At 44.0% G+C, this 20,702-nt stretch carries 17 protein-coding genes; 14 read left to right on the top strand and 3 right to left on the bottom strand.

Translation table 11 applies throughout. The features are described 5' to 3' along the window. Positions 1–61: 61 nt before the first annotated feature. From D9A03_RS01915 to D9A03_RS01905, 3 genes are read left to right on the top strand one after another with little or no spacing between them, the layout of a single operon-like run. On the top strand, positions 62–1,771 hold the full coding sequence (locus D9A03_RS01915) for a hypothetical protein (RefSeq protein ID WP_216825355.1): 1,710 nt from the start codon (positions 62–64) through the stop codon (positions 1,769–1,771). Continuing rightward, positions 1,771–2,472: a DUF3726 domain-containing protein gene (locus tag D9A03_RS01910; protein ID WP_120495545.1), complete on the top strand. Its 702-nt coding sequence runs from the start codon at positions 1,771–1,773 to the stop codon at positions 2,470–2,472. Before D9A03_RS01915 ends, D9A03_RS01910 begins: the two co-directional genes overlap by 1 nt. A gap of 48 nt (positions 2,473–2,520) precedes the next feature. Further along, positions 2,521–3,534 (top strand): Ldh family oxidoreductase, encoded by a 1,014-nt coding sequence (locus D9A03_RS01905; RefSeq protein ID WP_120495544.1) that lies wholly within the window; start codon positions 2,521–2,523, stop codon positions 3,532–3,534. 114 nt (positions 3,535–3,648) lie between these two features. On the opposite strand, the gene D9A03_RS01900 is transcribed toward D9A03_RS01905, so the two are convergent. Then, positions 3,649–4,638 (bottom strand): GlxA family transcriptional regulator, encoded by a 990-nt coding sequence (locus tag D9A03_RS01900; protein ID WP_120495543.1) that lies wholly within the window; start codon positions 4,636–4,638, stop codon positions 3,649–3,651. Positions 4,639–4,725: 87 nt separating this feature from the next. Between D9A03_RS01900 and D9A03_RS01895 the strand changes: the two genes are divergently transcribed. The 7 genes from D9A03_RS01895 (at position 4,726) to D9A03_RS01860 (ending at position 14,322) form a co-directional block, all read left to right on the top strand. Beyond that, on the top strand, positions 4,726–5,979 hold the full coding sequence (locus D9A03_RS01895) for a sarcosine oxidase subunit beta family protein (protein WP_120495542.1): 1,254 nt from the start codon (positions 4,726–4,728) through the stop codon (positions 5,977–5,979). Positions 5,980–5,990: 11 nt separating this feature from the next. Further along, on the top strand, positions 5,991–6,296 hold the full coding sequence (locus tag D9A03_RS01890) for a sarcosine oxidase subunit delta (protein WP_120495541.1): 306 nt from the start codon (positions 5,991–5,993) through the stop codon (positions 6,294–6,296). Further along, the gene (locus D9A03_RS01885; RefSeq protein ID WP_120495540.1) at positions 6,293–9,244 is read left to right on the top strand and encodes a sarcosine oxidase subunit alpha family protein; all 2,952 of its coding nucleotides are present in this window, start codon (positions 6,293–6,295) and stop codon (positions 9,242–9,244) included. Before D9A03_RS01890 ends, D9A03_RS01885 begins: the two co-directional genes overlap by 4 nt. Beyond that, entirely contained in the window at positions 9,237–9,806 is a 570-nt protein-coding gene (locus tag D9A03_RS01880; RefSeq protein ID WP_162937924.1) for a sarcosine oxidase subunit gamma, read from the top strand. The genes D9A03_RS01885 and D9A03_RS01880 overlap by 8 nt, the downstream gene beginning before the upstream one ends. Positions 9,807–10,816: 1,010 nt before the next feature. Further along, positions 10,817–13,009 carry an ATP-binding protein gene (locus D9A03_RS01870; protein WP_162937923.1) on the top strand — a complete coding sequence of 731 codons (2,193 nt, stop codon included), beginning with the start codon at positions 10,817–10,819 and terminating at the stop codon, positions 13,007–13,009. Between the two features lie 7 nt (positions 13,010–13,016). After that, the gene (locus D9A03_RS01865) at positions 13,017–13,727 is read left to right on the top strand and encodes a response regulator (RefSeq protein ID WP_120495536.1); all 711 of its coding nucleotides are present in this window, start codon (positions 13,017–13,019) and stop codon (positions 13,725–13,727) included. Beyond that, positions 13,711–14,322, top strand: a complete 612-nt coding sequence (locus tag D9A03_RS01860) for a hypothetical protein (RefSeq protein ID WP_120495535.1) — start codon at positions 13,711–13,713, stop codon at positions 14,320–14,322. The genes D9A03_RS01865 and D9A03_RS01860 overlap by 17 nt, the downstream gene beginning before the upstream one ends. Positions 14,323–14,352: 30 nt before the next feature. Here D9A03_RS01860 and D9A03_RS01855 read toward each other — a convergent pair whose 3' ends face one another. Together D9A03_RS01855 and D9A03_RS01850 are read right to left on the bottom strand one after the other, a co-directional pair. Further along, the gene (locus D9A03_RS01855) at positions 14,353–14,886 is read right to left on the bottom strand and encodes a hypothetical protein (protein WP_162937922.1); all 534 of its coding nucleotides are present in this window, start codon (positions 14,884–14,886) and stop codon (positions 14,353–14,355) included. A 35-nt stretch (positions 14,887–14,921) separates the two neighbouring features. Next, positions 14,922–15,128, bottom strand: a complete 207-nt coding sequence (locus D9A03_RS01850) for a hypothetical protein (RefSeq protein WP_120495533.1) — start codon at positions 15,126–15,128, stop codon at positions 14,922–14,924. A gap of 173 nt (positions 15,129–15,301) precedes the next feature. Between D9A03_RS01850 and D9A03_RS01845 the strand changes: the two genes are divergently transcribed. The 4 genes from D9A03_RS01845 (at position 15,302) to D9A03_RS01830 (ending at position 20,701) form a co-directional block, all read left to right on the top strand. Further along, positions 15,302–15,703, top strand: a complete 402-nt coding sequence (locus D9A03_RS01845; RefSeq protein WP_120495532.1) for a VOC family protein — start codon at positions 15,302–15,304, stop codon at positions 15,701–15,703. A gap of 269 nt (positions 15,704–15,972) precedes the next feature. After that, positions 15,973–17,328, top strand: a complete 1,356-nt coding sequence (locus D9A03_RS01840; RefSeq protein WP_120495531.1) for a hypothetical protein — start codon at positions 15,973–15,975, stop codon at positions 17,326–17,328. Positions 17,329–17,508: 180 nt separating this feature from the next. Continuing rightward, a complete protein-coding gene (locus tag D9A03_RS01835) occupies positions 17,509–19,596 on the top strand; it encodes a hypothetical protein (protein ID WP_162937921.1) in 2,088 nt (695 codons plus the stop codon). Beyond that, positions 19,532–20,701: a hypothetical protein gene (locus D9A03_RS01830; RefSeq protein ID WP_162937920.1), complete on the top strand. Its 1,170-nt coding sequence runs from the start codon at positions 19,532–19,534 to the stop codon at positions 20,699–20,701. Before D9A03_RS01835 ends, D9A03_RS01830 begins: the two co-directional genes overlap by 65 nt. Position 20,702: the final 1 nt, after the last annotated feature.

Genomic DNA, 20,702 nt, shown 5'->3' with positions numbered 1-20,702 from the left:
TGTCATGAATTCAGGGAAGAAAGCTTTCTTCCCTGAATTACTTGGTTCATTGGAGGTTTGTGTGACGACGCAACTAAATAGCACAAATTCAATTTCACTTCGGCCGCCACAACAGGTCATGAAACTGGATCGTCTGGGCTCTTTCCATCAAACGAGATTGAGTTTTATGCGCGCAGTAATGCGTCGCTTGAAGCGTGATAACTGGACCTTCGAATGTCCGATCTGGCGTATAAATGAACAAGGCGAAGGTATTGCTGTTTATTTGGCAAAAGGCCCTGAACGCAGCTACAGCATGGTTTGTTTTGCCCATGATCTGGATCCGGCAAAACGTTCAGATCGTGTGATTGCAGAAGCGTGGGATACAACTTTTGCGCTATATGACGGTGTTATTGGGGAGGACGATATCGAGCGTTTGTCACTGAATGTCCCCAAACAGGAAGCCGGACGATGTCTGGAAAGTGAACTTGTTCTCTCTCGCGCAAATAAAAGCGTACGCTTGTTTGAATATGTTGTTCGTGAACTGGCAGCCGGCAGACAACCAGATCAAACCGAATTGAATAAGGTTGGTTACCTGATGCGGACAACCGCCGTTTATGGGAACGGCAAGCTTGGTATGGCGGATCGAGACCGAATTGCTAACCGTTCAGAAATGTTGGGTCCGTTCCGTGCTGAAATGCTGGCGGTTTGGCTCATCAGAAATTTTGTATCTGATTACGTTGAACAAATGGCGACCTATCGGTCACCAGAAACTGCTGTAAAGTTAGAACCTGAAATTCGACGCAGTTTGGGCGTAGGTAATTCGACTGGCCTGGGGATGGCACCATTTCTAGTCAATCACCCAATCTTATTACATAGCTGGATACATGCACGTGAAAGCGCATTAGCCCGTATCCGCGCATTACCTACAATGACAGCTGCGGCAAGAAAGCACTATGAAGTGTATCTTGAAAGCGCTCATTTATCCCTTGACCGTTGGTTTACAGTTGATGAACGGCAAGCCGAGCGCGTAACCGTTCTTCGGCGTGACCTGGAAAAATTGAGCGCTCTATCGCTGGATACTTTCACAGGTGATGATCTTCCGTGGGATAAGCTCTATCGTTGGGGGGAGTCTGAACTGTCTTTGGAAGGACAGGAACTGCTTGTCAGTTTGCTGCTTGAACCCCATGCCGAGATTGTCGATGCCTATGCATCTGTGATGTATGCAGAAGAAAACGATAATTTTCGCATTGATGGCTCTCAAAGTGTTGCTGATCTTCTGGTCGCACTGGAAGAGCACTATAGCTGGGCCTTGTCCGTGGACTATGACACGCACCCAAATTCTGTTTTCTTCTGGTATGTATCGGAAGAAAAGCTGGAACCAAGGTTGGGGTCCAGAGGCGAAGAACCTGGGGATAATCTGGAACAACCGCTATCGATTGGCCGGGATGCTGCGTGCCTATACAAAGATTTACTGAATGCACAAACAGATCAGAAGATTGGTGCGTTCCTGATTGATTATCCGGAACACCGTCTGATTGCACGCAGAGTACAGCTAACTCAACGTTATCCCTATGCTGAAATTCAGGACAACCTGATCGGGGAAGATCTGCTACCTGTTGATCTCTTACGATGTAAATTGTCTTTCTTTGGCGCGACACGCTTCGATCCACGTTCTGATCGTTGGGTACGTATTACCATGTTTCAAAATGCTCCCTATCCGCACGAGTTAGCAACGATGGATGAAGATAACTGGGCCTATCCTATGGATATTCGTGAAGAGGGGAGTTTGTGATGGAACGCTATTCCTTGAATGAAATCGAAGCTTCTGCACGTAAGGCCGCGCGTGGAGCTGGTATGTCCTGGGGCTTGGCAGAAGAAGCCGGGAAAGCAACACGTTGGTTGGCTGCACGTGGCTTACCAAACGTTTGCTTGCTGCTTTCTTTGCTAAAGACCAATGATGGTAAAGCTTACAATGAGTTGAGACCTCAATCCTTGGATCTTGACATCTGGAACACGCCAAACGGCCCCCTGTGTCCTGTAATCAGTGGAAGCGCGTTGAATGATTTAGCTGATCGTCTATTGGATCGTCATGAGATCATTCTGGAATCAGTTATATCTCCAGCATTGATACTTCCAATATTAGGGCGTGCAGCAAAAGCTATTGGTAAAGGGTTCTCAGTCTCCTGGTTTTCAGTTTCTGGGGGAGCAGTGAAAGTGATTATTGCACCCGATGTACTCTATTTAGAACAAGGTACTATCAATGATCTCGGGACTGAACAGGCTGAACGAGTTTCTGTATCGGGTATTTTGTCGGATTTATCGAATTTAAGAGCAGAGAAATCAGGAACAATTATCGAGCGTGTTGTTCAGGGCGTTCCCCTAAGTTCAGAAGACTGGGCTGATCTCCAAGCTTTTGCTGCAAGAACGTATGTCCCGGCTACGGAAGAGTCTCGCCTTAAAGGGGCGGGCGCTGGCCTCAGCGACAATGATTAAGCTTTAAAACAACAAATGACTAAACAAGAAAAATAAAAGGAAGAACACATGGTTGAAACTGTAACGATGAGTGTATCCGAGATTGAGGCCTTTGCACTTAAGGCTTTGATTGCTGCAGGAACAACAGAGGCAAATGCGGCTTCTTTGGCGCGTTCAGTTGCGGCCACCGAACAAGACGGCATTGCGTCACACGGTTTGGCCTATGTCCCAACCTATTGCTTGCATGTGGAATGTGGCAAGGTTGATGGTGCTGCCGTGCCAGAATTGGATGTTGTTCGTTCAGGCTTGGCAATTGCAGATGCTAAAACAGGTTTTGCTCATCCAGCGATCGATCTTGGATTTGATTGGTTGCTCAAAGCTGCCCGTGAACAGGGAATTGCTGCACTGGGATTACGTAATTCCTATAACTGTGGTATTCTTGGGTATCATACTGACCGCCTTGCTTCGCAGGGTCTTCTCGGTATCGGTTTTACCAATGCACCTGCTTCTGTCGCACCTGTTGGTGGGAAAAAAGCTGTCGTTGGGACTAATCCTTTCTCTGTTGCTGTCCCCGGTGCTGCGGGTGAAACACGTATCCTGATTGATCAGAGTGCTTCAGTTATTGCAAAAAGTGAAGTCATGAAGCATGCTCGTGAAGGTAAGGCCATCCCTGAAGGATGGGCACTTGGGCCAGATGGTCAACCAACGACAGATCCGGATGTTGCCCTCAAAGGAACAATGATCCCAAGTGGCAGTTATAAGGGTTTTGGTACAGCTTTGATGGTTGAGTTAATGGCTGCTGCTATGACAGGGGCAACGCTTGGTATTGATGCGAGCCCATTTTCCGGTCCTGTTGGTGGCCCCCCAAAAACAGGCCAGTTCTTTATTGCTATTGACCCGGAACTCTCCTCTGGCGGCGCATTCTCGCAGCGTGTTGACCACTTGATCGAAGCAATTGTTGATCAGGATGGTGCTCGGCTGCATGGTGCCGAACGCTTTGATGCGCGTACTGAAGCGGATAAAAATGGTGTTGCTGTAAATGCAGCGATCGTTGAAAAAGTCAAAGAATGGGCTGATCGTTAAAGTTAAAGTATTCAATAGATTATATCTTGTAATCTATTGAATATGTTGCATTTAAAGGGAGTGTTTTCATGGTTGAATTCATTCCCTTTATTTTTTGGTTTTGTGTTATTCAGGTTAGAGTTGTTGTGCCTTTGATCGTGTATCCTGTCTGTACGATGAGGGGGGCGAACTGTATTTTTCCTGAAAGGCTTTGGAAAAATGTGCAGAGCTGGAAAAGCCTGTTGCCAAGGCAATTTCTGTTAATGAAAGCACTGTTTGTTGAATAAGATTATGGGCCTTTTCCAATCGCAAATTCCGGTAGACAGACATGGTACTCCGTCCAATTTTCTCGATGAAAATCCTATTGAGTTGGCGCGGGCTTATCGAGGACAATAGGGCGAGTTGCCTTAAGTTCAAAGGGTCAGCAATATGATTTTCCATTATTTCGAGTGTTTGAATAATAGAGGGATGATGAGTACCAAATCGCTCTATCATTCCAGACCGCTGGGGGTCTCCTGACGGTCTGACATCCGTATGGATGAACCAGTCACTGACTTTTCTGGCAAATTCCGGTCCGTGAATTTCACTTTGTAATGCATGCATCATATCCAACGGGGCAACTCCACCTGCGCAGGTAATGCGATCTCGATCCATGATGTAAAGACTTCGTTCAAGCAGTAGGTTTGGGGTGTTTTCAGACAGAGCTGCTGCATGTTCCCAATGTACTGTCATCCTATATCCTTTCATAACACCTGCATTGGCTAGGATAACAGGACCAGCGGAAACACCACCCAGTCTAGCGCCATATCGTGCTTTATTGCGTAACCATTGAAATGTCTGTTCGTCTTTAAAACTGGAGGGATCTCCTCCGGCGACAACGAGAATAAGATCATAGTCTTTATTTTCAGACATGGTGGCATTGGTAGGGATTACAGCACTGCTTGAACTTGAAATTTCGCGTTCATTTCCTGCGGCAATATGATCAACCTGATAAAGGACTTTTTTACCAAGCAAATTCCCGGCGCGTAATGGTTCGATAACTGATGAATAGGACATCAGGGCAAAGCCATCGATCAGTAAGATACCAATTTTATATGTTTGATTAGGTGATGAATGGCTGTCCATTATTTGTAATAAAATGTCCTTTTTTTGAAATCTGAATCTTTATATCACTGTTTTAGTAATAAAAGGCAATAAATTTGAGAATTTGTGATGTTAAAATATTCTGGCTTTAAGGTTATAAAAGAAGCACTGACAGGTCATAAAGGCTGGAAACCTGTCTGGCGAACCCCGAAACCTAAGGAAGAGTACGATGTTGTCATCGTCGGTGGCGGTGGACATGGCCTAGCAACGGCCTATTATCTTGCAAAAGAATTTGGCATTACAAACGTCGCGGTTCTCGAGAAAGGGTGGATTGGCTCTGGAAATGTTGGACGTAATACAACGATTGTGCGGTCCAACTATCTTTTGCCGGGGAATGAACCTTTTTACGAGTTTTCCATGAAGCTTTGGGAAAATCTTGAACAGGACTTCAATTACAACGCCATGGTGTCTCAACGTGGTATTTTAAATCTTTTCCATAACGATGCAGGGCGGGATGCCTATGCACGTCGTGGCAATTCTATGATTCTTGCCGGAGCTGATGCCGTGTTGCTTGATCAGGATGGTGTTCGGGAAATGTATCCTTGTCTTGATTTTGATAACGCACGCTTCCCGATCAAAGGCGGATTACTACAACCGCGTGGTGGCACCGTTCGACATGATGCTGTTGCCTGGGGCTATGCGCGTGGCGCGGATAACCGGGGTGTTGATATCATCCAGAACTGTGAAGTAACAGGCATGGTGATTGAAAACGGTATTTGTCGCGGTGTTGAAACCAATCAGGGAATAATTAAAGCCAAGAAAATTGCGGTTTGTGTTGCCGGATCATCCAGCCGAGTCATGTCCATGGCCGGAATGCGGCTTCCAATTGAAAGTCACGTTTTGCAGGCTTTTGTCTCAGAGGGTTTAAAACCAATATTGCCCGGGGTCGTGACTTTTGGTGCCGGGCATTTTTATGTTTCGCAATCAGACAAAGGTGGTTTGGTTTTTGGTGGTGATATTGATGGCTACAACAGCTATGCCCAACGCGGGAATTTACCAGTTGTTGAAGACGTCTGTGAAGGGGGGATGGCCTTGATGCCAATGATTGGTCGCGCCCGATTATTGCGCATGTGGGGTGGTGTGATGGATATGTCCATGGATGGATCACCCTTTATCGATAAAACACATATTGATGGCCTCTATTTTAATGGTGGCTGGTGTTACGGTGGTTTCAAGGCAACGCCAGCAAGTGGTTGGTGCTATGCGCACCTCTTGGCAAAAGATGAGCCTCATCCTATGGCGACGGAATATCGACTGGATCGTTTCAAACGCGGAGCGATGATTGATGAAAAGGGCATGGGTGCCCAACCGAACTTGCATTAGGAGCACAGAACATGATCATTAATCATCCTCTTCTGGGGCCTCGTGATGCTTCGGAATTTGTATACAAAGGCGATGTATCTCTTATCGATCGACCTGACTGGCAAGCTGATAATGCGGCTGAACTGTTTCATGATTATCTATATCTACGTGATAATCCCGCCGGAGAGCACCGAGAACTTTGGTATCATGAGCAGGGGGATCGTTCCTGGTTGATCGTAACCCGAAATACTCTGACCCATGATATTACCAATGTAGAACTGGCCCGCGATGTCGCGCTTGCCAAGCAGGCAAACCAATCAGGCCGAGGTGAAAAATGAGCCAGATAAACAGAATTGATAGCGGGTTAATAGACTGCGCACAAAAGCTCAATTTTACTTTCAATGGTCAAACACTTGAAGGCTTTGCCGGGGATACTTTGGCTTCCGCTCTTTTGGCCAATGGTTATAAAATGGTTGGCCGGTCGTTTAAGTATCATAGGCCCCGTGGCATTTTCTCTGCAGGATCGGAAGAACCGAATGCATTGATACAACTCCGTTCCGGGGCTTATCAGGAACCGAATACCCGTGCGACAGTTACCGAGCTGTTCCAGGGGTTAGAGGCAACAAGTCAGAACCATCGTGGATCGTTGAAGTATGACTTTATGGCTGTGAATGATCTCTTTTCATCATTTTTGTCTGCTGGGTTTTATTATAAAACTTTTATGTGGCCGAAAGCTTTCTGGGAAAAGATTTATGAGCCTGTTATCCGGGCTGCGGCAGGTCTAGGTCGTTTGTCCGGTGAAGATGACCCAGATGTTTATGACAAAGGCTTTTTACATTGTGATGTCCTGGTTGTCGGTGCTGGGCCTTCTGGTTTGTCCGCGGCACTCTCTGCTGGTCGGGCAGGGGCGCGTGTTATCCTGATGGATGAAGATTTCCGTATGGGGGGGCGCCTTAATGCGGAAACCTTGTCGGTAAATGATCAGAGCGGTCATGAATGGGCAACACAGGCGACTGTCGAATTGTCTGCAATGGATAATGTTCGCTTGATGACACGTACGACAGCCTATGGGGCCTATGATCATGGTGTTATCGGTGCTTTGGAGCGTGTCACGGATCATTTGGTATCTTCTCATAATAAACCCCGTCAGATCCTGTGGCGGGTTTATACGAAACGCACTATTTTGTGTGCTGGATCTACAGAGCGGCCAATTGCTTTTGGTAACAATGATCGACCAGGTATTATGTTGGCGGGGGCTGTTCGTGCCTATGTTAATCGTTGGGGGGCGCTTCCGGGCAAAAGAGTAGCTGTCTTCACTAACAATGACGATGGTTGGCGTACCGCAATTGACTTGGCGGAAAAGGGCGTTGAGATTTCAGCTGTAATTGATAGTCGTGATGGACAGCCGCCTGTTGATGTACCCAGCGGTGCTACTGTGATTATGGGTGGTCGCATCGTTGATACGCACGGGCGACATGGTATTAGATCAATTACACTCTCAAATGGTCAAAACATTCCGACAGATTGTCTTGCTGTTTCCGGCGGGTGGAGCCCGAATGTACAGCTTACCTGTCATCAGCGTGGTCGCCCAACGTGGCGGGAAGACATTGCTGCTTTTGTACCTGGTGGCGAATTGCCTCAGGGAATGATGGTTGCTGGGGCCGCGGCTGGTAATTTTTCTCTATCATCTGTTCTGCAGGACGGACATGATCTGGGCAATATGGCTGTAAGTGATCTTGGCTTTAAGCTAACAAAAGAAAATGCCGCCATATCAGAAGAAGAGACAATTGGAATATCAGCTTTTTGGCATGTGAAAGAGAGCAAAGCACGGGCTTGGCTCGATCTACAGAATGATGTGACGGTAAAAGACGTCAAGCTATCGCATCAAGAAGGTTTCCGATCTGTTGAGCATCTTAAGCGCTACACAACACTTGGTATGGCAACGGATCAGGGGAAAACGGCAAATATTCCTGCTTTGGCGGTTATGGCTGAATGTACAGGAAAGTCGATCCCTGAAACAGGCACAACAATTTTCCGTCCTCCTTATACGCCTGTGGCAATTGGTGCCCTTGCTGGACGTGCAAGGGGAAAAGATTTTCGTCCTTCAAGACTAACTCCTAGTCATGCCTGGGCTGAAGAGCAGGGGGCTGTCTTTGTTGAAACTGGAATGTGGTATCGCGCGCAGTGGTTCCCGAAATCAGGTGAAACCCATTGGCGGCAATCGGTTGACCGTGAAGTCACACAAACCAGAGCATCTGTTGGTATTTGCGACGTTACCACGCTTGGAAAGATTGATATTCAGGGCAAAGACGCTGCTGCGTTCCTGAACAAGATTTATGCGAACGCTTTTGCCAAGTTACCTGTTGGCAAGGTCCGTTATGGCATCATGTTACGCGAAGACGGCATCATGATGGATGATGGAACATCAGCACGATTTTCTGACAATCACTTTGTTATGACAACAACCACAGCCAATGCTGTCGGTGTGTTTAGGCATATGGAATTTTGTCGACAGTGCTTGTGGCCGGAAATGGATGTGCATCTGATTTCAAGTACTGAACAGTATGCGCAGTTTGCTGTGGCAGGACCAAATGCTCGTAAGCTGTTACAGAAAGTTGTTGATAACGATCACGATATTTCTAACGAAGCTTTTCCCTTTATGGCCTGTGGTGAAATCACGGTTTGCGGTGATATTCCAGCTCGTTTGTTCAGAATATCGTTCTCAGGCGAATTAGCCTATGAAATAGCTGTGCCGACCCGATACGGAGATTCTTTAGTGCGCACTTTGATGGCGGCGGGCGAAGAGTTTGATGTAACGTCCTATGGTACCGAGGCTCTTGGTGTCATGCGGATTGAAAAAGGTCATGCAGCAGGCAATGAGCTTAATGGCCAAACAACGGCGCAAGATCTTGGTATGGGACGCATGGTTTCCAAGAAAAAAGATTGCATCGGAAATACGCTTTCTGAGCGCGAAAGTCTTAATAAAAATGATGGTTTAAGCCTTGTAGGTTTCCGCCCTGTTAACCCAAGTGATGAACTCAAAGCTGGGACACATTTCCTTGCAAAAGGAAAAACAGCAAATATGGCAAATGATGAGGGTTGGATGTCCTCTGTTGCCTATTCTCCGAACTTGGGACATTCCATTGGCCTTGGTTTTATCAAGCAAGGAAGTGAACGTATGGGAGAAGTCGTACGCGCTGCTGATCCTCTTCGCGGGGGCGAGATCGAAGTCGAAATTGTTTCCGCACACTTTATTGATCCAGAGGGAGAACGTCTCCGTGCCTGATTATACACTTACTGCCAATACACCTTTGGATGGATTTAGCCGGGATTTCGTGGGCGTTTCTATCTGTGAAGTTAATGAACGTGCTATTGTGTCGGTTGCTGTTCCCAAAGACGGAGAAGAAAAACTGGCCAATGCACTGGCAAGTTCTTATGAAATTGAATTGCCAAAAGCGGGAATTTTATCTGCTGCTTCGCTAGATAATGCTGTTCTTTTTAGCATGGCACAGGATCAATATTTCCTCGTGTTTGACTATGCAGGAAATACCGCAACTTCAGTCGTGAGGAGTCATTTAAATGATGCGGCTTATTTAACGGATCAATCTGATAGTTTTGTCATGATAAGGGTATCTGGAACCAATAGTAGATCTTTGCTTGAACGTATTTGCCCTCTGGATATCCATCCATCTGTTTTCCCGATTGGTTCCGTTGCGAGAACAGTTATGGAGCATCTGGGCACAACGATCATACATGAAGCAGAAGATAGTTTTCTTCTGTTATCAGCCCGTTCTTCTACATATTCTTTCCTTGACGCAATCGAAACGTCTGCTGTGAACATTAGCTAGAAGTTCGTGATTTAATTGTGGATTATCACTCTTCTGTTTTTAGACTCAGTGTTAAACACTTTGGTCGTTGAAAGTGCGACAGGTTAATCAAACTCATTGGCAGAAAGTTTGAAAATTGCCGATTTGATCAAAAAGAAATTTATCAAAATCTAGGCATTCCCAATTGTGTTTCTTGGTATGAACATATAGGAACGCGCAATGGATCTGAAGCGGAATTTGTCTGTTCTTCCTGTGATACTGGTGTTATGGGCGTACACCCATCGTTTCGCTCTGATGTTATTAAATTGCCAGAGGTATCAGTATCAAAATAATCGCGTTATTTTGAAGAAAAAAACGAACCAGATTGATCCTAGAGCAAGTATTAAGAATTGGATCGTAAAAATGCTCCAGATTAAAATCTGTGAAGACGAAGCCCAGACTGAAATGCAAAGTACGATATTTATTAGGAAAATAAAAAGTACATGAGGGCGTATATCGTATTGAATTTCTTCCAGTATCCAAAAAGAAGAGTAGATGGTCAAAAAGCTCATAGAAATACGTAAAAGCCATTTGGGGACTGTGATTGACCAACTACTTTGCCACCCTAGATAAATAGCCATTAAATGTATTGATATGATAAGTATGGGGATCAGAAATTCTGACTTCACGATATCAATACTCCTGAATTTAGTGTCTTGAATTATATGTTTAGTGGTTAAATATCCAATGTTTTGTAGAGTGTATCGCGCGTTTGTATCATTCTGATGTCTTGTTTGAGTGATTACTTTATTCGTGATTATTGGAGAGAGATGTGACCTTTTGATACTGGAGTGAAAAGTAATTTAATTAGCTTTTGTTCCAGCTCCTAGCAGGTAATGTTACAATTGATACAAAGAATAAATACTCAGACATCTTACAGATACCTTCATCTTCTAGTGTGATTTGATAAGTTGCAGCATCTAGGCTCGTAAATGAAAGAGAATGGTAGAGTGAAGTCTGTTTTTGAGGCAAAATTACAAAAGGGATCTCAAATGGAGACTGGGTTTGCGACCTTTGATAAAGCCGGGAGATTGCTTTCGATCAATGATGTTTTCCTGTCATTAAACGAAGAAACACGACAATCATTAATAGGCTCTAAAGTCGAAAAGTTTGTCCTTGAGAAGGCGTTGGCTTCTTTTCAGAAGACACCAGAAATAGAGGGTACTATTCATCAATGGCGTTTTGATCATTCTGGCTTTGTCAGACAGAATGTTTCCGGCAACAAGTTTTTATTCTCCCACTATAAAACGCCCGAAGGTGGAACCTGTTATTTGAAAGCTCCTTTCCAATTGGAAACGGAAAAGAAAACACAGTCATATCTCAATGCTGAAGTTCTCTTGGATGCCATACAATCCCTGGATGTTGGTATTGCTCTTTATGATGCAGATCTATGTTTTGTTTTATCAAACAAGAAATATGTAGATCTGGTCATGCCCGACAATAATCCATTACGTCCCGGGCGAAATATACGGGATATAACCAGAGATTTAACCTCTTCGGATGGGTTTACACTTCCCCTTGGTCTTACATTAGAAGACTGGATAGAGAAAATTGTCTCAAGTATTACGAGCTATGCGAAAGACCTTGAAATACCACGACCGGATGGCCGTTTGTTTCTTGGGTCAACGCATGAAACAGGATTTGGTGGTTATCTTGTTACGGTAAAAGACATTACCAAACAGAGAGAAATGGAAGAGGCCAGTCGTGAAGCGGATATGCTGCTCCACAAAATTGTTGAAGCATGTCCCGCAAACTTCTTGGTTTCACGAGTTTCTGATGGAAAAATAATATATTGTCCGCCTGCTTCGCGTGATCGATTTGGCGATATTGAAACGGCAAAAAGCTTCTTTATCAAACCGCAGGATCGCGAAGATTATCTCAAGGCTTTGCTGCCGAGTGGAACACTGGATGACTACAGGGTTCAGTTTCGCCGCAGGGATGGATCAATAATGCAAGGCCTGACTTCTGCCCGTGTTACTGATTATAAAGGCGAAGATGTAATTGTCTCGTCAACGCGCGATATTACCGAACAATTGCAAATGCAAAAAGAGTTGGAAGAACAGCGGGAAATTGCGCACCAGAATGAAAAAATATCTGCTTTGGGTGGATTACTCGCTGGCGTTGCCCATGAATTGAATAATCCGCTCTCTATTGTCGTGGGTTATGCCTTGATGCTTCAGGATAAAACAGATGATCCCGAAGTTAAAAGAAGAGTTGACCGGATTGCTATCGCCGCAGAGCGCTGTGCCAAAATTGTTAAAACTTTTTTGGCAATGGCCAGACAACGTCCAATGCAGATTGAAAACTGTAATTTGAACGAAGCGGTTGAAGTTGCTCTGGACGTTGCCGGGTATGGATTGAAAGTTTCTGGTGCAGAGATATCTTTGTCTCTGGCGAATGATTTGCCTTTTGTTGTTGCTGACCATGATCAAATGGCACAGGTCTTTACCAATTTGATTGTGAATGCAGAACACGCCCTGTCTGAAAAGGGAGACGAGGGAAAACTTGTTATTCGATCTTCTTTTGATGATTTATTAGGCGAAGTTATCGTTGATGTCATTGATAATGGTATCGGCATTCCGAAAGAGATACAGGCCAGAATTTTTGAACCCTTTTTTACAACAAAAGATGTTGGAAGCGGAACGGGAGTTGGACTTGCTTTTTGCCATCGCATCGTAGATGCCCATAATGGAAATTTATCCTTCCGATCGTCTGCAAAAGGCGGCACTTGTTTTTCCGTTCGAATGAAAGCTTCTGAAGTGGTAGGGAAGAATAAAATTGCTCCTGATCCACATGATGAAAAGCATTTAAAACAAAGTATTTTGATCGTTGATGATGAAGTCGATGTAGCAGATCTTATTAGTGAAATTCTGAGGGAAGATGGCTATCAAGTGACAGCAGTTAATTCAGTCAAAGATGCTCTTTCCGAACTAAAGGTGCATTCATACGATGCAATTTTAAGTGATGTTAAAATGCCTGGTATGGATGGTATGGCTTTCTTGCAACGTATTGCTGTTGAATTTCCCGAGATGTCAGCAAAAACAGCTTTTGTAACAGGTGATTCAATGAGCCCGGGAGTTGCTGATTTTATTGAGAATTCGGGACAATTACATTTGGAGAAGCCAGTCTCTCCGGAAGAGCTTGTCAATATGATGCGATCACTTATTCAAAAAACAGGGAAATAGTTTTTACATGAGTGCAAATGGTTACAAAATTATTGTCTGCGATGATGAACCACATTTACGTGAAATGGTTGCTGAATATTTAAATGATCGTGGCTATGAAATTATTGAATCTGCTGGTGCTAAAACTATGCACGAAGCGTCAGAAAGGCATTCCCCTGATTTAGTCATTCTGGACATTAATATGCCCGGCGAAGACGGTTTGACTGCTCTTCGTAATCTACGAAATAACTCTGATGTACCCGTCATTATGCTGACTGCTGCATCAGAAGTTGTAGATCGAATTGTTGGGTTGGAAATGGGGGCGGATGATTACCTTGCCAAGCCAGTTGATTTACGCGAGCTAGAGGCAAGAATAAAGGCAGCTTTACGACGAAGGCCTGGCGCGCTCGCAGAGCAAACGTCACCAAAAACAAAAGGATCTGTGCAATTTGGTTTATGCCGACTTGATCTTGATAGTGCACAGCTTTTTGATGTTGAAAATAATGAAATTGCCATAACAGCTATGGAATTTAGCCTCTTGCGTGTTTTTTCTGAAAACGCAGGACGTGTTTTAAATCGTGATCAGCTATTGGAACAAGCGCATGACAGAGGGTGGGAACCGTTTGATCGATCTATTGATCTTCGTATTTCTCGTCTTCGTCGAAAGATTGAAACGAACCCGACAAAACCTGAAATCATTCGCACAGTAAGAGGCATCGGTTATGTGTTCGGATCATAGAAAAAGCTACGTACCAAAAAAATCATACTTGAAGAAACTTGTGCCTGTTTTGGTTTTTACCAGTCTGTTTGGTTGCGGAGAAAGTGAGCAACCTGGCTATCACTATAAGGGTGAACAGTACGCTAGTTTTGCCAAATCTCTGGCAATAGATTTTATTGCTGTGAATGATATGGAGATATCGGAAAAAACAGGTGCCACTGATCTTACTGGAACGGGACAGAAGCTTGTGTTTAAGCTCCATGTGAGTATCGGGGATGGTATGCCTGATATCCCCGAAAAGGTTACAATTAGTGACGTATCTGTTTATACGAAAGATTGGGAAGTTAATGCTATCTTGCCTGATGGAGCTGATAAACTTGTTTTGAATAAAATCTCATCTGAAAGATATGTCGCAGATTTCTACGGCGAGGGAGCGTATATCATTCAATCCAAGGATGAAGATGCAAAAGCTTCAGTTGTTACAACGATGTTGTTTCCTGATGGTAGTGAACAACAAAACAAACTTGTTCTTCGCCTCAAGTCCTGGCCATTAGACCAGGGCGGTTTCATCTATAGCTGGATGAATTTTTGGCGAATATTCGGGTTTTATCGGTGATTTTGTTTGCTAATGAGATAGACAGATACATTAATTCGCTGGAATGGGTAGTTTAATCTCTTGAGCTTTATTTCCTGAGCAAGGAACATTCTCTAGGATAATGTTTTTCTTATCCATCCCCTTTAATATGCTTCCGCAATCTCCGGGCGACATTGACCATATCTCATGACTGGTTTGTGTCTCGACATTTAGGTAATAGGCTTTGCCTGAACCATTATATCCCTCTGTTGCAACATAAAGAGATTTTTTATCTGTTCCCCACATGAAACTGGTAATAGAGAAAGCCCAGTCTCCTCCTTGCCAGGTTCTTTTTGTTAAGGTGTAAGGACCAACCATAGGGGCGTCAAACTTCAACTTCACAACAGAGATATTTGTGCCGAGAGCGTCGTCACAATAAACATCAACGGAAAACTCGCCAATCGGTTGCACGTATCTGCTGGTTTCGCATGTTTTACTGAAATCTTTTAGGGCAGGTTTTTGTTCGTTTGCCAATACATTGGGGGCAAGAGTAAAGAATGCTCCCAAAACTGAGAATGAAATGCCAAAAAGTGTTTTCTTCAACATGGGTAAGCCTTTTTTCATGCGTTCTGTTCGAAAGTTTACAGCTTAATTGGTGACTCGTGAATATCAATTATACTGTTTGATAGATACTGCTGTGTCTTTCCATCAAGAAGATGATGTCTGTTTTCTATATAGGGCTGTTTGTTTTTATTGATTTCATAGAAAGGAACGATGTCGTCAAATAAGTCTGAAAAATCAACGAAACCATTCTTTTGGTCTTCTTTTTTTGGGTGGTGAATATACATTCTCAGAACTCCTGTTTTTGCTGTTACAAAAGTTTCGTCGTAGGCATACCTTGAATAGTTCAAAAATATTTTTGCAAAAGAGATTTATTTTTTTGAACCGTATAACATGTTTAAACGACGTAGAGGCTTGCAGGTAAGAATTCAGTGAATCAATTTGAGCAGAGGGGATTATTATGAAACTTGGATTTGTTGTGATTTATGTCGATGACGTTCAGGAAATTTTGAATTTTTATCAACAGGCTTTTGATTTGAAAGTTCGTATGGAATACAAAGAGCATGACGCTTTGCTCTATGGAGAGCTTGAAACTGAAGGCGCCATTCTTGGTGTTGCTTCCCATATAATGGGCAAGGATAGCCTCAAGGGAGATTATCAGAAACTAGCAGTCAGCAATCTGCCATTTGGCCAAACGATGGTCTTTGTGACTGATCAAATTCATCAAAAATGGGATGATGCAATAAAGGCTGGTGCTGTCGCAATTTCAGCTCCGCATGAGAAACCATGGGGACAGACAGTCGCCTATTTACGTGATACAGCCGGGACACTTATTGAAATCTGCACACCTATGGGGGCTTGATTGGTCTTGAAAGCTATCTGTTTGATACAATAGATACCTTCACTGAAATATAATTGATAAAGTTATCGATGATAATGACGCCCTGATACTTTGGATTATTTGTCCCGAGTGTCAGGGCGTCTGTCTTGGGAACAATCAGATACATATAAAATCATTATCTGAAATTTTTTGTAATTCATTTTGAACCTTTCCCGTTTTCATACCGTCAGACCCTGTAACGACAACATTGCGTTGCTCGAAAACGTAGATTGATAAAGCAGGAGATCAAAATGAATAGATTTAAAAAAATACTTCTAGGCGCAAGTGCAGTTGCACTCGGGGCGAGTGCAATGGCTTCTAATGCTGCTTTTGCTGCATCCAGCGGAAATTCTGAGTATGTACAGAATGTTGATTTAAGTTTTCCCGGGTATGCAGCAGTTATTAATGTAAAAAATACTTCAGGAAGTAAGTCTGTAAACAACGTTAATTTACAGGTTCAAGAGTCATCGATTGAGATCGAAGCTGATGGCTTTGTTCAGTGTGGCGATGATAAAAAGATCAATTTTAGTAATGCAAATATTCATTTTGGCCCTCTCGGTATGGCCGCTGATAAAATCAATGAAGGATCAAGTCTTTATAAAAGTGATATACTAGTTAGTTATAAATACAGAATTGGTTTAGGGAAATGGCTTACGGAAAGCGCTGGTGGTGGTAAACAAATCTTTACTGTCCCTTTAAATCAAATAAAAAATGGTCACCCGGCCATTCGTGTTAATCCATTGGAAGAGATCAATAAAAAATTACAATCTCATCTACAAGGAGGAGGGTCCAAGGTTGATTTTTATAAAAATGATCAGGAAGTCGTGTTGCAAAGGCCTGTCTCTCTTGCTGGGTGGTGTAATAAAGAATTAAAGAATTTTGGTCAGTACACATATAAAGCAGGCTTTGAAACGAAAAACTTCACCATACAAGTGAAGTATAAGGGAGATCCCACGCTTACGGATAAGCCTCTTTTAAATGCACAAGTGGGACAGATGGGTAATAACCCACAATACAATAATAATCAGTCTTTGCTTTTGAATCAGGCAACATTCCAACCCAACATGCCGCATCACATCGGGAAATGTACCGAAGGCACGCCTGATCCTAAAATCCGTGTGAACTATAAGGGAGCAGGTAAAGGAACTGTCCGTTTTAAAATTGGTGTAAAAAACAGTGAAGGAAACTTCGTGCTTCCTAATGTGTATCTAGGCAGCTATGATTCTGAAAGCCAGATTAACAGGCACTTCGATTTCGATTATCCCCTGATTGATAAAATGTATAATCATCACCAATTCAAGTGGTGGAAAATGATTAATAAAACCTACGAACATGCACTGACTATTCAAGCGCAGGTCAAAAATCAGAACAGTGATAGTTACGGTCCCTGGAAAGAGTTTGGTTCTGCAACATTCAAGCATCGCTGTACGCCTCAGGTAGCTGTGAATGGTAGTGGCGCCAAACTTGGCGGTTATCAAAATCAGGGCGGTGATACGATGCCGGATGCACGCGGTACTCTGCAGAAAAAACCACAAAGAGCGCCCCTTGGTAAGGCAACACAAGAAACAGAAAGACCGAAACGTCTGAAAATTCAGACACCACAATAAATGTAAATGGATTGAGTATGGCAGAGTCTGAGACATGGCTCTGCTATACTTTTTTGTTTAAAGAAACAGTTCATCTTTAATTGATACAATTGATACACTTTGGATGATTGTTCAAAATACTGATTTCTATAGTATTTTGGTGTAAATTGTACGAAGTCTGCCTTGGGGGAATGTTTGGGCGTGCATTTGAAGACGAGAAAAAAGATGCGGTACGGTTTTGGTACTCTGATAGCGGCAATGGTTTTGCCGTTTTTATCTGTTGCACCAAGTCTGGCTGATTGGACCGCAAATTTTACACCGCCTGATGCGCCTGATGCAGAAATAGTAATCGATCTTCCTGATGACCTAGATGTCATAACCTTAACCCAACTTGGTGTAGAGCTGGATGGTATTGATATTACATCATTGCTTTCGCTTGATGGGGTGGATTTTATCTATAGGCCTCTTCAAGCCCTTGATGGAAACGAGCACACACTGAAATTGGTAACACTAAACCCTGATGGTACATCAGAGGTTCGGCAACAATGGACTTTTCGCATTAATGGTAACGGCGCGGCGCCTGTTGGTAATGTTTCTGATCTGAATGAAAATACCCCGGAAATTGAAATGGCAGAACGTTTGCTTCGCTCTGCTTATTTTCGCGCTGATACCTTAACCGAATTCAGTCGGCGTGTTGTACAACAAAATATTGGGCATGACACCAATCGTTCAACGCTATCGGGAAGTGGTGATATCAACACGGGCTTTGCTGCCGGGAAGTGGACCGTTGATGGTCATGCAAATTACCTTGTGCAAAGTGATGTTGATTTTGCCCAGACCGAACGTGCTGTTGATTTAGGCGAATACGATATAAACGCCGAATATCAGGGCGATACCCTAGCCGGTGGTTTTTCACTCGGCCATCATGATACCGGGTTGGAAACACTTCTTGTTTCTGATTTTTATCGTCGTGGGGCTTCCGCACGGCTTGGTACAAGTGACAGCAGGATCGAAGCACAAGGTTTTGCTTTTGGGACTGAATCCGTTTCTGGTGCTGCGGATCTGTCAGGCCTTAACAACACAGACAACCGTCTGAAAGGCGTTAGTTTGGCGGTAAAGCCTTTTTCAACAGATGTGGATGCGTTGAAACTAACCGGCACCTATTATGATGGTCAGGGCGAGGGCAGCGGTATTGGCCTTTCCGATCTGGATAGTGTCGCTTCCGGTTCTGGTTGGGGGGTAGGCCTGGAGAAAAGCTTTGGGCAAAACAGAACCCGTTTAAAAGCACAGTATGCGCACGCTCTGTTTGATCTGGACGGTGATAATGGCGATGCCCCAAAAGATGGTAGTGATGCTGTTTCTTTATTGGTAGAACACGGCTTGTTTGAAGAAGCTCCCGTTATATGGGATGACGTATTGAATATTGATGTCGGTTTTGGGTATGATCGCGTTGATACTTTCTTTGAAAGCTTGGCAAATCCGGGACTGGTTTCTGATCGTGACGCTTATTCTGCCTATACCAACCTTTATTGGGGGGCTTTATCGGCGAATATATACGCGCTTCATGAAACCAACAATGTTGATGATCTCGCCAACGTTCCAACAGATCGTTTGAAGAGTATTGATTTTGGTCTGAATTATTCCTTTGATCAGCAAACTGGATCGACGGAATGGCTGGGGACACCCTATATTTTTATGAACAGTTATCTTGCCAGTCTGGGGCGTGTGAAAACGCCAGCTGGTTACGGAGGAGGGGATACGGATAATCTGTCTTCTTCTATTACACTGGGCGGTGGGGCTAACTATGATGACTGGTACTGGTCCGCATCCCATAGCTATTCCCGTTTTGATGATTATACCAATGTATCAAGTGATACGGTTAACAACCTGACAGGTTTTAACGTAGGTTGGATTGTTTCTGATCGGCTGGATGTTAATGGCGGTACGCAATTCGGTGTGTTTGAGGATCTTGATACAGATAAAAACAGCTTTAGTACAAACCTTTATCTGGGGGCAACAGCAGAGCTTGTTCCGGATAAAGTTGACTTGAATTTTGATTATAATTTGAACCTTGCGAACGGTAGCGGCGACTCATCTGATAGTCATATCGTTAATAGCGAGGTAGAATGGACCTTCCTTCAACCTCGCACCAATCGCCCAGGTTTGGCATTGGCCTTGAGAGGATCAATGGAGGAATTCAATGGAAACACAGACAGTGCTCAAAATGAAACAGAGTATCAAGCCTACATGGTTTTGCGTGTTAAAGCACCATTTTCGCTTCGCTATTAAGGCCGTTCTGGTCACGGGTGTCATATCCGGGGCAGGACTAACTGCGCCAATGGTTGCCGAAGCCAATGTGAGCTCGGTTACTGTGACGCCTCAACGTGCAAATGTTAATGTCAAAGGCGCGTCTGCTTTGTCGCTGACCTGGAATGTTACAAGGTTCGAGCCCACCGGCCCGTCAACTGTTCCTGTTAGCTCAGCAAATGCCGTTTTGCAAATTAACGGTACGAATGTCGCCACACTTGGCGGTACTTTGCTTAAGCAGTCAACCCTGAGCCCTCCGCAAAGTGAAACACTACGTTTTAGCGAAGTTCTCTCTATTTCTCCGGCTTTGGCCAGAAAAATAGCTGAAGCTCCTGCAGGATCTGTTTTAATTTCCAGAACCTTTACGGATACTCAAACAACTGGTTTAGCAAGGCTTTCGGTTTTTGCCGGTACGGGCCAAGGCGGTGCGCTCAGCATTAATCGTATTGATTTGCGTTTTGATAATGACGCCAGAACAGACGTAATCGCAAAGGGCGATACCAGAAGGGCTATTGCAGAGATCAATTTTCGCAGCAGCGGCCTTTTGAAAGGGGAGTGGCGAATAATTGATCCCACTGCAAGTCTTGGCAATGCGCGTGGGCGTATCCTGCAAGTTGTCCGCCAACAGGTTGTTAGCTCAGGACAGGGCAGGACCAGAATAGTAAGTCCGGCCTTGCCAACAGCAAAGAACGGTCTCTATTTACTAACCTTCAGTGTTGAAGATGCAGATGGTATCGCTGAACTTCCTGTATTGAGGTATTTTGTTCTAGAAGGCACAACCAACAGACCAGAAGATAATCTGATAACCCTAAGCCCCGGAAATGGTGCAAGGGTTAGTCAGGATACGGTTTTTGCGTGGGAAAATGTTCCTGGTGCTCTTGCCTATCAGGTAGAAATATTTAATCCGGGCCACAGTAAAATGATTTCAGGGAAAGTTGTATCCGCGAAAGATTTAAAACTTAAGCTTTCCGCTTTTTCACTGGATAATCTGACATCTGGTGAAAGTTATGACTGGCGATTGCGTGCTTTTGATAAAGAGGGACGCGTTATTGGGTCTTCGCCCCGTCAATTGATATATATGCCATAGA

The organism is Kiloniella sp. EL199 (assembly GCF_900313065.1).
GTDB lineage: Bacteria > Pseudomonadota > Alphaproteobacteria > Kiloniellales > Kiloniellaceae > Kiloniella.
This window is presented reverse-complemented; position numbering and strand designations above follow the sequence as displayed.